Here is a 14,516-nt window from a genome sequence, read left to right as displayed (position 1 = left end):
CGGAGAACACCATGGAGGAGGCCGTGGACGTCTTGGCCCTGGGGCGCTGTGGGGTCGACGTCTATCCCCTGCAGGTCGGCGTGGGGCTGGAGGAGGTCGAGACGTTCGGCAAGTTCCTCGGCGGCAGCGCGGCCAACGTGGCGGTCGCCGCTGCACGCCTCGGCCACTCGGTCGCTCTGGTCACCGGGGTCGGCGACGACCCGTTCGGCCGGTTCGTGCGGCGGGCCCTGCGCGAGCTGGGCGTCGACGACGGTCTCGTGGTGGTCGACCCGGCCCACCCGACGCCGGTCACCTTCTGCGAGATCTTCCCTCCCGACGACTTCCCGCTGTACTTCTACCGCCGGCCCACCGCCCCGGACCTGCAGATCCGTCCCGAGGACCTGGACACCTCGGCCATCCGGGACGCCGGCCTGTTCTGGGCGACGGTGACCGGCCTGTCCGAGGAGCCGAGCCGGTCGGCCCACCACGCCGCGTGGGAGGCCCGGGGCCGGCGCCGGCACACCGTGCTCGACCTGGACTACCGGCCGATGTTCTGGGCCTCGCGGGAGGAGGCCACGGCGCAGGTGCGCGCGGCCCTCCCCCACGTCACGGTCGCCGTCGGCAACCGGGAGGAGTGTGAGGTCGCGGTCGGGGAGACCGATCCCGACCGCGCGGCGGACGCCTTGCTGGAGGCCGGTGTCGAGCTGGCCGTGGTCAAGCAGGGGCCGAAGGGGGTCCTGGCCAGGACCCGGTCGGAGCGGGTGGTGGTGCCACCCACGCCGGTGGAGGTGGTCAACGGGCTCGGCGCCGGTGACGCGTTCGGCGGGTCGCTGTGCCACGGCCTGCTGGCCGGCCTGCCGCTGGAGCAGGTGCTGCGCAACGCCAACGCCGCCGGCGCCATCGTCGCCTCCCGGCTGGAGTGCTCCACCGCGATGCCGACCGCCGCCGAGATCGACGCCCACGTCGCCGCCTCCCTGGGAGGGACCCGTGTCTGATACTGCCTTGCCCCCGACCGAGGTCCTCGCCCCGCCGAAGTGCAGCACGTACGCCGAGGTCACCGAGCTGCGCAGCCGCGATCCGCAGGCCATCGGCCGGGCCCTGGCCGCGCGCCGCCGGCGGCCGGCGTTCCTCCCCGAGGACGGTCGGCTCATGCTCGTCGCCGCCGACCACCCGGCCCGCGGCGCCCTGTCCGCCCAGGGGCGGCCGACGGCGATGAACAGCCGCACCGACATGCTGGACCGGCTGCGGACCGCGCTGGCCCGCCCCGGCGTCGACGGCCTGCTCGCCACCGCGGACGTCGCCGAGGACCTGCTGCTGCTCGGTGCGCTCGAGGAGAAGGTCGTGGTGGCCTCGATGAACCGTGGCGGGCTGGCCGGTGCCAGCTTCGAGCTCGACGACCGGATGACCGGTTACGACGTCGCCGGGGTGATCGCAGCGCGGTTCGAGGCGGCCAAGATGCTCAACCGGATCGACCTCGACGACCCCGGCACGGTGCGGATGCTGGAGACCGCCGGCCGCACCATCAGTGAGCTGGCCCGTGCCGGGATCGTGATGATGCTCGAGCCGTTCCTGTCCCGGCGGGTCGACGGCCGGGTGGTCAACGACCTCAGCCCCGACGGGGTGATCAAGTCGGTGCACATCGCCCAGGGGCTCGGCGCGACGTCGGCCTACACCTGGCTCAAGCTGCCGGTGGTCGCCGAGATGGAGCGGGTCATGGACGCGACCACGCTGCCCACCCTGCTGCTCGGCGGGGACCCCTCCCGCCGACCGGAGGAGACCTACGTGCAGTGGCGCGACGCCCTGGCGCTGCCGGCCGTCCGCGGCCTGGTCATCGGCCGCACCCTGCTCTACCCGCCGGACGACGACGTCGCCACCGCCGTGGACACAGCGACCGCACTGGTCCACTGACCAATCTCTCAGTACCTCAGCTCAGGAGACGACATGACCACCGCAGGATGCCCGGTCCCGCGCACGAGTCCTAGCGAGCTTCCCGGCCGTGAGTGAGTTCCCGCCGCCGGCCGACCTGGAGACGGTGCGGCTGACCGTCTCCCAGGCCGTGGTGCGCTTCCTGGCGCAGCAGTACACCGAGCGCGACGGGCAGCGGCAGCGGCTGTTCGCCGGTTGCTTCGGCATCTTCGGGCACGGCAACGTCGCCGGGCTCGGCCAGGCGCTGCTGCAGGCCGAGGTCGACGAGCCCGGCACCCTCCCCTACGTGCTCGGGCGCAACGAGCAGGCCGTCGTGCACACCGCCGTGGCCTACGCCCGGGCCAAGGACCGGCTGCAGGCCTGGGCGGTGTCCACCAGCGTCGGCCCGGGCTCGACGAACACGCTCACCGGCGCGGCACTGGCGACCATCAACCGGCTGCCGGTGCTGCTGCTCCCGGCCGACACCTTCGCCACCCGCTCGGCCGGCTCCCTGCTGCAGGAGCTGGAGCGGCCCGACAGCGGCGACGTGACCGTCAACGACGCGTTCCGGCCGGTGTCGCGGTACTTCGACCGCATCTGGCGGCCCGAGCAGCTGCCCGGCGCGCTGCTGGGCGCGATGCGGGTGCTCACCGACCCGGCCGAGACCGGTGCGGTCACCCTCTGCTTCCCGCAGGACGTGCAGGCCGAGGCGTTCGACTGGCCGGTCGAGCTGTTCGCCGAGCGCACCTGGCACGTCGGCCGGCCGCTGCCCGAGCCGGCCGCCCTGCAGCGCGCCGTCGACGTCATCCGCTCGGCCCGCCGGCCGCTGGTCGTCGCCGGCGGCGGGGTCGTCTACTCGCAGGCCACCGAGGCGCTGGACGCCTTCGCGACCGCCACCGGCATCCCGGTCGGGCAGACCCAGGCCGGCAAGGGTGCCCTGCCCTACGACCACCCGCAGTCGGTGGGCGCGATCGGCTCCACCGGGACGACGGCGGCCAACGCGCTGGCCCGCGAGGCCGACGTCGTCATCGGGATCGGCACCCGCTACCAGGACTTCACCACCGCCTCGCGCACCGCCTTCAACGACCCCGGCGTGCGGTTCGTCAACGTCAACGTCGCCGCGATGGACGCCGCCAAGCACGCCGGCGTGACCGTGCAGGCCGACGCGCGGGAGACCCTCACCGCGCTCACCGACGCGCTGGCCGGCTGGTCGGTCGACGACGCCTACCGGGCCCGCACCGCGGAGCTCGCCGCCGAGTGGGAGGCCACCGTCGAGGCCGCGTACCACCCGGAGGTGCCCAGCGCCGGCGAGGGCGGCCGGCTGACCCAGAACGAGGTCATCGGGGTCGTCAACGAGGTCTCCGCCCCACGCGACGTCGTGGTCTGCGCAGCGGGGTCCATGCCCGGGGACCTGCACAAGATGTGGCGGGTCCGCGACCGCAAGGGCTACCACGTCGAGTACGGCTACTCGACCATGGGTTATGAGATCCCCGGTGGCATCGGCATCCGGATGGCCAGCCCCGACCGCGACGTGTTCGTCATGATCGGCGACGGCTCCTACCTGATGATGCCGACCGAGCTGGTCACCGCCGTCCAGGAGGGCGTCAAGATCGTCGTCGTCCTGGTCCAGAACCACGGCTTCGCCTCGATCGGCGCCCTGTCGGAGCAGCTGGGGTCCCAGCGCTTCGGCACCCGCTACCGCTACCGCGCGGCCAACGGCCGGCTGGAGGGCGATGTGCTGCCGGTGGACCTGGCCGCCAACGCCGCGAGCCTCGGCGTCGACGTCCTCATCGCCCAGGACGGGCCCAGCCTCGAGGCGGCGCTGCGCAAGGCAAAGGCGAGCGACCGGACGACGGTCGTGCACGTCGAGACCGACCCGCTCATCGACGCGCCCTCCAGCCAGTCGTGGTGGGACGTGCCGGTCAGCGAGGTCTCGACGCTGTCGAGCACGCAGGAGGCCCGCGCCGTCTACGACCGCTGGAAGGCCGTCCAGCGTCCCTTCCTCGGTCCGTCCCAGCCGTGACCCACCCGCACCCCGCCGTGAACCACCCGTCCCAGAGGAGGACCGCATGAGCGCGGACAGCCAGGTCGCGCCCGCACCGCAGCAAACGGAGGGTCGAGCGTGACCACCGCCGAGACCTCCGCGGGCGTCCTGCCGGCCATGGCCGAGGTCCCCGCCGCTGAGCTGCGCGTGGCCGTGCTCGGTGTCGGGATGATGGGTGCCGACCACGTGGCCCGCCTGTATAGCCGCATCTCGGGTGTCTCCGTGGTGTCGGTCAGCGATGCGTTCACCGAGAAGGCCGAGCAGGTGGCGGCCGCGGTGCCCGGTTGCCGGGTGGTCGGTGACCCGCTGGCCGCGATCGCCGACGACGACGTCGACGCCGTCCTCATCGCCACGCCGGGCCAGTACCACCAGGAGCAGGTGCTGGCGTGCATCGAGCGGGGCAAGCCGGTGCTGTGCGAGAAGCCGCTGACCATGGACGCCGGGAGCTCACTGGCCCTGGTGCGGGCCGAGGACGAGTACGCGGCGCGCACCGGCCGCCGGCTGGTCACGGTGGGCTTCATGCGCCGGTTCGACCCCGAGTACGCCGAGCTCAAGGCGCTGCTCGACGCCGGGGGGCTCGGCGAGCCGCTGCTGGTGCACTGCGCGCACCGCAACGCCGCCGTCCCGCCGCACTTCACCAGCGAGATGATGGTCAGCGACTCGGTGGTGCACGAGGTCGACGTCGCCCGGTTCCTGCTGGACGAGGAGATCGCCGCGGTCACGGTGCTCCGGCCGCGGGCGACCCGGCACGCCGTCGCCGGCCAGTCCGACCCGCTGCTGGTGCTGTTCGAGACCACCGGTGGCCGGATGGTCGACGTCGAGTGCTTCGTCAGCACCGGCGTCGGCTACGAGGTGCGCACCGAGGTGGTCGGCGAGGACGGCAGCGCGATGATCGGCCTCGACCAGAGCCTGGTCCGGCAGGCCGGCGGGGCGTCGGGCGCGACCCGCTCGACGAGCATCGCGCCGGACTTCCGGCAGCGCTTCGGCCGCGCCTACGACATCGAGCTGCAGCGGTGGGTCGACGCCGCCCGCCGCGGCGAGATCGACGGCCCGGGCGCGTGGGACGGCTACGCCGCCCAGGCGGTGTGCGCGGCCGGCGTCGACGCGCTGCGCACTGGCCGGCGCACCCCGGTCCGGCTGGCCGACCGGGAGGAGGTTGTGCGATGAAGGCGCCCTTGTTGCTGCACGGTGTGCTTCCCACGCGCGCGTCCGAGTCGGTCCCGCCGGTGCGTGGGCTCAGCCTGTCTCTGAAGGAGAGGTCGCGGTGAGGATCGCGCTGGACCCGCAGATGCTGCGCGACGTCCCGCTGCTCGAGCTGCCCGACGTGGTGGCCGGCATGGGCTACGAGTGGATCGAGCTCTCGCCCCGCGAGGACTTCGTCCCGTTCTTCAAGCACCCGCGGGTGGACACCGCCACGGTGCGGGCCCTCCGCTCCAGGCTGGCCGACGCCGGCGTCGGGGTCACCTCGCTGCTGCCGGTGATGCGCTGGTCGGGCCCGGGCGAGGTGGAGCGGCAGGCCGCCGTCCGCTACTGGAAGCGGGCGATCGAGATCTGCGTCGAGCTCGGCGTGGACACTCTCAACTCGGAGTTCAACGGCCGGCCCGAGGCGCCGGAGCTCGCCGAGGCGATGTTCTGGCGGTCGATGGAGGAGCTGCTGCCGACCTTCGAGCGCGAGGGCGTCAAGCTCGCACTCGAGCCGCACCCCGACGACTTCATCGAGCTCGGCCACCCGGCGGTCGACATGGTGCGCGGCATCGACTCGCCGTGCGTCAGCTTCCTGTACTGCCTGCCGCACACGTTCCACCAGGGTGACGACGCGGCCGGGATCATCGCCTCCGCCGGCGACCTGCTCACCCACGTGCACGTCGCCGACTCGATGGACCACCGTGCCTCGGACGGGCTGCGCTACATCACCAACCCCCCGGGCAACACCGTCCGCGTCCACCAGCACATGGAGCTCGGCCGCGGTGACGTGGACGCCGACGAGGCCTTCGCCGCGCTGGCGGGGATCGGCTTCGACGGCGTCCTCACGACCTGCGTCTTCGGCTGGGACGACGAGGCCCGCGAGTCCGGCACCCGGATGCTGTCGGCCATCCGCGAGCTGGTCGACAAGCACTTCGGCGGCACGGCGCTCCCCGGGGCCGGCGCGACCGGCCCTGGCGCCGGCCCGTCCCGGCCGAACCTCCCGCAGACACCGCTACCCGATGACACCGCACCCTGACCGACCGCTGCCGCACGGTGCAGATGGGAGGCTCGCAAGGTCATCACCTCTCGCTACGACGAGAGCCCCTCCGGCGCCGACGTGCTGGACGAGGCCCTCAGCGTCCGGGCGACCGGAACCACCGTCGTCCTGAAGGCGCGCAGCCGCGGGTCGCGGGGCAGGGACCGACCCGCCTCCTGACCCAGGGTGACCCCGACGGGTCGGACAACACGAGCCAGCCGGATCGATCGGGGTGGGCGAGGCGGGCGGGTCCGGGTCGCCGACGGTGGGGTACGCGCTGAGGATGTGACACCCCGTGAACCCAGCCGGACGTCCGGTTCGGCCAGCTGATCCCTCACCACCTACGCGAGGAGAAGACCATGACCGAGCAGAGCGTCCTGAGCACACCCGCCGGCGCCGCGTCCCCTCCTACCCGGCTGATGCTCATCGGTGGGAACTGGGTCGAGGCCGTCGACGGCGAGTGGCGGGAGATCACCAGCCCGGGCCGCCGCGGCCATGTCCTCGCCCGCGTGCCGCGCGGCAACGCCACGGACGTCGACCGCGCCGTCGCCGCCGCCCGGGAGGCCTTCTCCGCCTGGCGCGACCAGCACTTCAAGGAGCGCCAGCGGGTGTTGCTGCGGATCGCCGACGCCCTCGAGGGCCGTGCCGAGGAGCTGGCCCGGGTCACCGCCGCCGACACCGGGAACGCGCTGCGCACCCAGGCGCGCCCCGAGGCGGGGTTGCTGGTGGATCTGTTCCGCTACTTCGGTGGTGTCGCCGGGGAGGTGAAGGGGACGACGCTGCCGGCCGGGGCGTCGCAGCTGCAATACACCCGCCAGGAGCCGCTCGGGGTGGTCGGCGCGATCCTGCCGTGGAACTCGCCGCTGATGATTGCCGGCTTCAAGGTCCCGGCGGCGCTGGCCGCGGGGAACACCATCGTGCTTAAGGCCGCCGAGGACGCCCCGCTGTCCATCCTGCTGATGGCCGAGATCTGCGAAGAGGTCCTGCCCCCCGGTGTCCTGAACGTGGTCACCGGCACCGGACGCAATGCGGGCAACGCTCTGGTCGAGCATCTCGGTGTCGACAAGATCTCCTTCACCGGCTCCACCGAGGTAGGCCGCGGCATCGCCGCCCGGGCGGGGGAGCGGCTGGCCCACCTCTCGCTGGAGCTGGGCGGCAAGAACCCCTCGATCGTGTTCCCCGGTGCGGTGACCGACGAGCTCATCGAGGGTCTGGTGCTGTCCTCGCGGATCAGCCGGCAGGGCCAGAGCTGCACCGCCGGCTCGCGGCTGTACCTGCACCGCGACGTGCACGACGAGGTGCTCGCCCGGTTGTCGGAGCGGCTGGGGTCGATGCAGGTCGGGAACCCGCTGGACGAGAGCAGCGACATCGGCGCGGTGATCAACGAGACCCAGTTCGACTCCATCACCGACTACCTGGAGGACGGGCTGGCCGATCCCGCGCTGCACGTCGAGGTGGGCGGGTTGCCGCCGACCAGCGGGCCGCTGGCCGAGGGGTTCTTCCACGTGCCGACGCTGTTCTCCGGCGGTGACAACAGCTTCCGCCTGGCCCGCGAGGAGATCTTCGGTCCCGTGGTCGTCGCCATCGCCTGGACCGACGTCGACGACGTCGTCCGCATGGCCAACGACACTGCCTACGGGCTGGGAGCCTACGTCTGGTGCCAGGACATCGACCTGGCGATCACCACCGCGCACCGATTGGAAGCCGGGTGGGTGCAGGTCAACCAGGGCGGTGGGCAGGTCGTGGGCCAGTCCTACGGCGGCTACAAGCAGAGCGGCATCGGCCGGGAGGTGTCCCTCGAGGGCATGATCGCTGGCTTCACCCAGACCAAGCAGGTCAACGTGCGCCTGGGCCACGGAGCCACCCCGGCTCCCCGGACAGGATCCTGAGCAGGCGTCCCACAGCACCGCCACCCAGGCCAGCGGCTCTGAGATCTGCACGCCGACTGATCAGCCGCGCCAGGCTTCATGGCGTGGTTGGCATCTGCTCCCGACGGAGGCCCCCAGGAGTGGCTCACATGGGGCGGCTCAGGCCGGCAGGGGACCGGCCGGCGCCGGCGCGACGCGACTCCGCCGGCGTCGGCTGCTCGGGACCGCCTGCGTGGGGACCGCGCACTCGCTCAGACTCGGGGACGCCGGGACCACTCTCGGTCGTCCCGAGTGGTCTTGGTGCCAGGATTGTCCGAGGGCTCCGCCCGGCCACGGCCGGGCTCCTCGCGCAGGCGGCGACGGTGCCGAAGGTCCTTGGCCCGGTCCGGGGTGGAGGATGACGAGGTGACCCGTCGCAGCCGGGGAGCCGCGCTGCGCCTCCCGCGCCCGGCGGCGGAGTTCGTGCTCCGCGTGCGTACGCGGGGCCGGTCCGCGGCCTTCCGCGCCGGTCGGATGACCGGCGCCACGGTGGCCGCCTTCCTCATCGCCCAGCGCGTCGGACTGCACGACCCGCCTCCGATCATCGCCGCGCTCACGGCGCTCCTCGTGGTGCAGGCCACTCTCACCAGCACCCTGCTCAACGGGCTGCAGCGCGTGGCGAGCGTCGTGGCCGGTGTCGCCCTGGCGGTCGCCGTCGTCGGCGTGGTCGGGTTGACGTGGTGGAGCCTTGGGGCGCTCGTCGCGGCGTCCATCGTCGTGGGGCAGCTGCTGAGACTGGGGCCGCACCTGGTGGAGGTGCCCATCAGCGCGATGCTGGTCCTCGGGGTCGGCACGGCGGGGGTGGAGTCGGTCGGGGGTGGGCGGGTCGTCGAGACGCTGATCGGCGCCGCGGTCGGCATGCTCGTCAATCTGCTCTTCCCACCCGCGGTACAGACCCGGTATGCGGGGCAAGCCGTGTACAAGTTCGCCAGCGAGATCGCCGGCCTCCTCGACGATGCTGCGGCCACCCTGTCGGCCGGACCGGTGACCGCCGAGGACTCGACGCGCTGGCTGGAGGATGCCCGGCGCCTCAACCGGCACGCGCCACGGGTGGACCGGGCGCTGGCCCATGCCCAGGAGAGCCGCCGCCTCAACGTGCGGGCGCTGCAGACCGCGCCGATCGGCCCGGGGATGCGGCGGGGACTGGACGCACTCGAGCACACCTCGGTGTCGCTGCGGACCCTCTTCCGCGCCCTCGACGACGCCACCCGGGAACGGACGGGAGTGGCGGAGGACCCCGCCTACGCCGAGGCCATTCAGCGGATCACCGTCAGCCTGCTGGCGCGCATGAGCAGCGCAGTGCGCGAGTTCGGGAGCCTGCTTCTCACCGAGGTGGGCGCCGGTGCGGGATGGGAGCGGCAACGACTCGCCGGGGCGCTCGACGCCCTGCGCAGCGGGCGGTCCCTGATGCAGGACCTCCTTCACGACCCGCGCAGCCGCGCCGGTCTGTGGGGACTCAACTCCGCTCTACTGACGACGGTCGACCGGATGCTCGCCGAGCTCGACCCGGCCGACCGGGCCCGAACGCCAGAGCCCCCCGCGGACTCCTTCCGCGCTCGACGCGTCGCCTTGCAGGCGTCCGACCGGTTGCGGCTCCTCCGCCGGTCGCCGACCGGCGGGGGAGCCGTCCCGCCGCCCATGCTGGGCCGCGACCCGCGCCGATGACCTCCCACCGGAGCCCGGTCAGCGGGGCGTGGTCACGGCTGGACCGGCACTACCGGACCGACCGCAGGGCGGCAGCTTCAGCGAGGAGGCGAGGCGGAGCAGAAGCGCTCCAGGCCACGGCCGGGTCGCCCGACGCTCAGCCCTTCAGGGCGACGCCCCTGTCGTAGCCGAGCCGGTCCAGCGTCACCGCTATGGCCGGCTGTGGATCTCGCCGGAGCCGAACTCGCAGCGACGGGGGGCGCCGGCCACCTGGATCGCGCCGACCAGTGGCAGCGCCCGCTCCACCAGCTCGACCAGGTTCCCCTCGCCGATCTGGGTGTAGTGGAGATCGAGGTCAACGACCTCGTGCATCGTTGGCGGCGGGTGGTCGATCAACTCGGTCAGTGCTGATTCGATCACCCGGCGGTGTCGGCCAGTAAAGCTCCCGGTTGGCAAACAGCGACCAGCCAATTGAATATGAGGACCACCCACTACCCCGGGGAAGTGGGCACGCAGCAGGTCGGGATTTCGCCACCTCTGCCGGCCGGTAGCGAAGCGGGTGGCGGCGGTGATGGCCGGCTCTGGCACATCAACTGCCGGTCATCGGCCTTCAGCGCAGCGCCACCTCCACTGTCGGCTCGGTCGAGCACCGGCGCCCGGCGCCGAACGACTACCGGCCGGCGACGACCTCCTCGAGAGCGGCGGCGAGCTCCTGGGGGTGGGTGATCTGCAGGTTGTGGCCCGCGTCGTACTCGCTCACGTGCCAGCCGGGCTGCGTGCGCACCCGCTCGTGGAAGGGTGCGATCGTCGGCAGCACCGGGTTCGTGCAGCTGAGGTAGAACCGGGGACGTCCCGCCCAGCGCCCACCGTCGAAGTCCAGCGGGTCGTCGTAGGTCCCGCCGGGGTGCGGGGTGAGCCGCCGCTCCACCCACGCGGCGTCGGCTCCGGCCAGCCCGAAGATGCTCGGGTCCGGCGGGGGGATCACACCGGAGCGTTCGATCGCCGCCCGTCGCTGCTCCCGGACCTCCGGGGGGTTGCCCGTCGACCAGCACTCCCCGGGCGTGGGGACGACGGCGTCGAGGTAGACCAGCGGTCCCACCTCGTCGGCGAGTCGGTCGGCGGCCCCGGTGACCACCAGCCCGCCATAGCTGTGCCCCACGAGCACCGCGTGCCGGCACTCCTCGGCGCGGACGGCGGTGACGACGTCCTGGACGTGGGTGGCCAGGGTGACGTGCGGGGACAGTTGGTGCGCCCGCTCGCCCAGTCCGGTGAGCGTGACGGTGACCACCCGGTGCCCGGCGCCCCACAGCAGCGGGAGCAGCAGGCGCCAGCACCAGGAGCCGCCCCACGCGCCATGCACGAGGACGATGTCGGCCATCCTCGGATCGTGCCACCAGCCGGACCCGGGGTGGGGCTGCCCCTGCACCGCGCACCCGGCCTGCGGACGCCGCTTGCGGCCAGCGGGGAGACCGCCGCCGCGCAGCGGCTGCAGTTCACCGCCGGTAGAGGGCCCGCCTGTTCACCGCCGAGTCCGGGCCCCCCGTGTTCGACACCGAGGAGATCCTGACCCGCTGGTGGCCGGCGTCGAGGTCGAGATCGCTCCCCGTCGCGGCCGTTCCTTCGCCGAGGCGACAGTCGGTGGCGAGCATGAAGCCCACGAGGTCTGGCGCGGCGCGCCGTACGAATGCCCGCTCTACCTTCGGCTGTCCCCTGGAGGAGAAGCGCGGAACGATACGGTCTCGGTCACCAGCAGCCCCACGGAGATGAGGTTGGCGAGCAGCGCGCCCCCGGAGAGTGACACGACGCTGGCGGTGGCTCCGGCGGTGAGTCCCTCGGATGAGATCTGTGCGGCGTACACCCACATGAAGGTGGCCGCGATCAACTGGAGGTCCGCCACGAGGCTGGTTGCCAGGTGCACCGCACCCAGATGGGTCCGGTCACCGAACTTGAGCGCTGTGGCGATCAGGTTGATCACCACGGCCGTGAAGAGCTCGTACTCGTTGTGTACGGCGGGGTCGGAGATGTCACCGACGAAGAACCCGAAGTTCAACGTGGCGGCGAGCACCACGAAGAACCCGAAGATCACCTGGGCGAGGTTCATGCGATCCCCATGGGTGCCGGAGAGAGGTGTCCACCTGCCGTCGAGGGCCGCGGCCTCGTCGTCCGGTCGAGGGCCGCCTGGGCCCGACCTGGGGCACGGCTGCTGCCTTCTGCAGGTGACCGCAGGTCGCTCACCGGAGGAGCCCGGTTCCCAGCAGGACGAGCCCCGCTCCGACAACAGCAAGGGCTGTCCGGGTGATCACGTGCCGGGGGGCGTGTTCCCCGGGCAGGGCGACGTAGTAGAGGTAGCCGGCGTAGACGACCAGCGCCATGCCGCCGACGATCAGCACGATCGCGAGGGTGGCGCCCAGGGCCTCAGCCATGTCGACGATCACGCCTGCGGCCGGTGCTCATTGCACGTCAACGAAGCGCTCGACGTCGGCCGGGCGTCCGGCGATGACGATGACGCTGCCGTAGGTCAGCACGGTGTCGTAGTCGGCGTGGGTGAACGACGTCTGGGTCTCCGGCTTCACGGAGACCACGGTGACGTGGTGCTTCTTGCGCAGCCCGGACTCACCCAGGGGCACCCCGACCAGCTCCCGTGGTGGCTTGGTCTTGGCGAACACCCACTGGGGATCGAGTTCCACCCAGTCCAGCAGCCGGCCGGCCACCAGGTGGGCGATCCGCTCGCCCATGTCCTGCTCGGGAAAGACGACGTGGTGGGCGCCGATGCGCTCGAGGATGGTCGCCTGCTGGCGGCTGACCGCCTTCGCCCAGATGTCGCGGATCTCCAGCTCGGCCAGCAGCGCGGTGGTGAGGATGCTGGCCTCCAGGTCGTTACCGATGGCCACCACGACGCGCGGGAAGTCGGCGATGCCGATCTCGGTGAGCGCGTCGGGGTCGGTGGAGTCGGCGATGACGACCTGGCCGAGTCGCCCGGACAGCCGCTGGACGATGTCGGGCCGGTGGTCCACGGCCAGGACCTCGGTGCCGCCGCGGGCCAGTTCCAGGGCCAGGGCAGTGCCGAACCGGCCCAGCCCGATGACGGCGACGGGGTCCTTGTGGCTAGCCAACGATGGTCCTCTCCTCGGGGAGCCGGTGGCGGCGGGCCCGCTCGCGCAGCGCCAGCCCGGACGCGAGGGTCAGCGGCCCGATCCGGCCGACGTACATGAGCAGCACGAGCAGCACCTGCCCGGCCGGCGGCAGGTCGGCGGTGATGCCGGTGGACAGGCCGACGGTGGCGAACGCGGACACCACCTCGAACAGCACCTGGTCGAAGGTGAAGTCGGTGAGCGCCTCCATCAGGAAGGTGGCGACGGCGACCACGCCGATGCCCAGCAGCGCGATGGCCAGCGCCTGACGCTGGTTGGCCGCCGGCACCTTTCGGCGGCCGACCTCGACGTCGGGGTCGCCGCGCATCTCGGCCCACAGCACGTAGGCCAGCAGGCCGAAGGTGGTGACCTTGATGCCACCGGCGGTGCCGGCGCTGCCGCCGCCGATGAACATCAGCCCGTCGGTGAGCAGCAGCGTCTCGGGCTGGTAGGCGGCGATGTCGAGGTTGTTGAACCCGGCGGTGCGGGGCATCACCGCGGCGGTGAACGCGGCTAGGAGCTTCGCGCCCGTGCTGAGCGGGCCCAGGGTGTCGGGGTTGCCGCTCTCGGCGACCAGGAAGCCGGCCGTGCCGACGACGAGCAGGGCGCCGGTGACGATGACGGTGATCTGGGTGAGCACCGACCAGCTCTTGGGCGTGCGCCACTCGCGGGCCAGCTCGAAGATCACCGGGAAGCCCAGCCCGCCGAGGATGACCGCGGCGCAGACGGTGAGGCTGATCCACGGGTCGGCGACGTAGGGCATGAGGTTGTCGGCGTCGAGCCCGAACCCGGCGTTGTTGTAGGCCGAGACGGCGTGGAACACCCCGTAATAGGCCGCCGACAACGGCGACCGGCCATAGCCGGTGGCGAACCGCACCGCGAGCACGACCGCGACCACGGCCTCGGTCGCGAGGCTGAAGACCACGACCCGGCCGATGACCCGGCGCACGTCGGCGGCCGACAGCGCCTTCGTCTCCGCCTGGGCGATGAGCCGCGCCCGCAACCCCAGGCGGCGGGACACCAGCAAGGCGAACAGGGTCGCCAGCGTCATGATGCCCAGCCCGCCGACCTGGATGCCCAGCAGGATGACCGCCTGTCCGAACCCCGACCAGTAGGTACCGGTGTCGACCGTGACCAGGCCGGTCACGCACACCGCCGAGGTTGCGTGAAACAGCGCGGTGAGGAGGTCGGCGCGCCCGGGCCCTGCGGTGGCGACCGGCAGGGACAGCAGCCCGGTGCCGACGAGGACGGCAGCCGCAAACGCGCCGGCGATGACCCGGCCAGGGTGGTGGAAGCCCTTGGAGGAGTGCGGTCGCACGGCCCGACCGTGCAACGCCTGGGTCACCGCAGCCCGACCCGAGGGAGGCCACTGCTGACGTGCTCGGCGCGACCGTGGCACAGGAACGCCGTCGCCGAGGGGCTGGCGGTCCGGCCCGGTCCTGCCGCGGTGGGTCCCGAGGCTGCTGCACCGGTCGGCACATCGGCCGTAGATCGGTCTGCGCGCACGCGATCAGCCGGTCTTCGCGGGGGAATGGCGAGGTCGGCCGACGTCGTGTCCCGGCCCCAGCCACCACCGGGACGCTCATCAGTGCTCGGCGCAGCGCCGGGCGAGTCCACCGTCAACCATCCCTCCGCCGCTCCTCGATGGCCCACGATGCCGGGCCGACAGGAGCGCGAACGTGGGC

At 72.5% G+C, this 14,516-nt stretch carries 13 protein-coding genes; 7 read left to right on the top strand and 6 right to left on the bottom strand.

Annotated elements, in window-relative coordinates:
- Positions 1 to 11 precede the first annotated feature (11 nt).
- The 7 genes from iolC to JOD57_RS04135 all read left to right on the top strand — a co-directional run bounded on the left by iolC (position 12) and on the right by JOD57_RS04135 (position 9,721).
- On the top strand, positions 12 to 974 hold the full coding sequence (gene iolC, locus JOD57_RS04165) for a 5-dehydro-2-deoxygluconokinase (RefSeq protein ID WP_204690740.1): 963 nt from the start codon (positions 12 to 14) through the stop codon (positions 972 to 974).
- Positions 975 to 981: 7 nt separating this feature from the next.
- Entirely contained in the window at positions 982 to 1,887 is a 906-nt protein-coding gene (locus JOD57_RS04160) for a Cgl0159 family (beta/alpha)8-fold protein (protein ID WP_239568131.1), read from the top strand.
- A gap of 88 nt (positions 1,888 to 1,975) precedes the next feature.
- Positions 1,976 to 3,907 carry a 3D-(3,5/4)-trihydroxycyclohexane-1,2-dione acylhydrolase (decyclizing) gene (gene iolD, locus JOD57_RS04155; RefSeq protein ID WP_204690738.1) on the top strand — a complete coding sequence of 644 codons (1,932 nt, stop codon included), beginning with the start codon at positions 1,976 to 1,978 and terminating at the stop codon, positions 3,905 to 3,907.
- Between the two features lie 99 nt (positions 3,908 to 4,006).
- Positions 4,007 to 5,095 carry a Gfo/Idh/MocA family protein gene (locus JOD57_RS04150; RefSeq protein ID WP_204690737.1) on the top strand — a complete coding sequence of 363 codons (1,089 nt, stop codon included), beginning with the start codon at positions 4,007 to 4,009 and terminating at the stop codon, positions 5,093 to 5,095.
- Positions 5,096 to 5,192: 97 nt separating this feature from the next.
- Entirely contained in the window at positions 5,193 to 6,149 is a 957-nt protein-coding gene (locus tag JOD57_RS04145) for a sugar phosphate isomerase/epimerase family protein (protein WP_204690736.1), read from the top strand.
- Positions 6,150 to 6,508: 359 nt separating this feature from the next.
- A complete protein-coding gene (locus JOD57_RS04140; RefSeq protein WP_204690735.1) occupies positions 6,509 to 8,038 on the top strand; it encodes an aldehyde dehydrogenase family protein in 1,530 nt (509 codons plus the stop codon).
- Between the two features lie 384 nt (positions 8,039 to 8,422).
- Positions 8,423 to 9,721, top strand: coding sequence for an FUSC family protein (locus JOD57_RS04135; RefSeq protein ID WP_204690734.1), 1,299 nt, complete (start codon positions 8,423 to 8,425; stop codon positions 9,719 to 9,721).
- 189 nt (positions 9,722 to 9,910) lie between these two features.
- On the opposite strand, the gene JOD57_RS04130 is transcribed toward JOD57_RS04135, so the two are convergent.
- The 6 genes from JOD57_RS04130 to JOD57_RS04105 form a co-directional block, all read right to left on the bottom strand.
- Positions 9,911 to 10,072 (bottom strand): hypothetical protein, encoded by a 162-nt coding sequence (locus JOD57_RS04130; RefSeq protein WP_204690733.1) that lies wholly within the window; start codon positions 10,070 to 10,072, stop codon positions 9,911 to 9,913.
- A gap of 298 nt (positions 10,073 to 10,370) precedes the next feature.
- The gene (locus JOD57_RS04125; RefSeq protein WP_204690732.1) at positions 10,371 to 11,078 is read right to left on the bottom strand and encodes an alpha/beta fold hydrolase; all 708 of its coding nucleotides are present in this window, start codon (positions 11,076 to 11,078) and stop codon (positions 10,371 to 10,373) included.
- A gap of 315 nt (positions 11,079 to 11,393) precedes the next feature.
- Positions 11,394 to 11,801, bottom strand: a complete 408-nt coding sequence (locus tag JOD57_RS04120) for a DUF6394 family protein (RefSeq protein ID WP_204690731.1) — start codon at positions 11,799 to 11,801, stop codon at positions 11,394 to 11,396.
- Positions 11,802 to 11,931: 130 nt separating this feature from the next.
- Entirely contained in the window at positions 11,932 to 12,123 is a 192-nt protein-coding gene (locus JOD57_RS04115; RefSeq protein ID WP_204690730.1) for a hypothetical protein, read from the bottom strand.
- Positions 12,124 to 12,150: 27 nt separating this feature from the next.
- Entirely contained in the window at positions 12,151 to 12,813 is a 663-nt protein-coding gene (locus JOD57_RS04110; protein ID WP_204690729.1) for a potassium channel family protein, read from the bottom strand.
- Positions 12,806 to 14,149, bottom strand: a complete 1,344-nt coding sequence (locus tag JOD57_RS04105) for a TrkH family potassium uptake protein (RefSeq protein ID WP_204690728.1) — start codon at positions 14,147 to 14,149, stop codon at positions 12,806 to 12,808. The genes JOD57_RS04110 and JOD57_RS04105 overlap by 8 nt, the downstream gene beginning before the upstream one ends.
- Between the last annotated feature and the right edge of the window lie 367 nt (positions 14,150 to 14,516).

The sequence above is a fragment of the Geodermatophilus bullaregiensis genome (genome assembly GCF_016907675.1).
Taxonomy (GTDB): Bacteria; Actinomycetota; Actinomycetes; order Mycobacteriales; family Geodermatophilaceae; genus Geodermatophilus; species Geodermatophilus bullaregiensis.
This window is presented reverse-complemented; position numbering and strand designations above follow the sequence as displayed.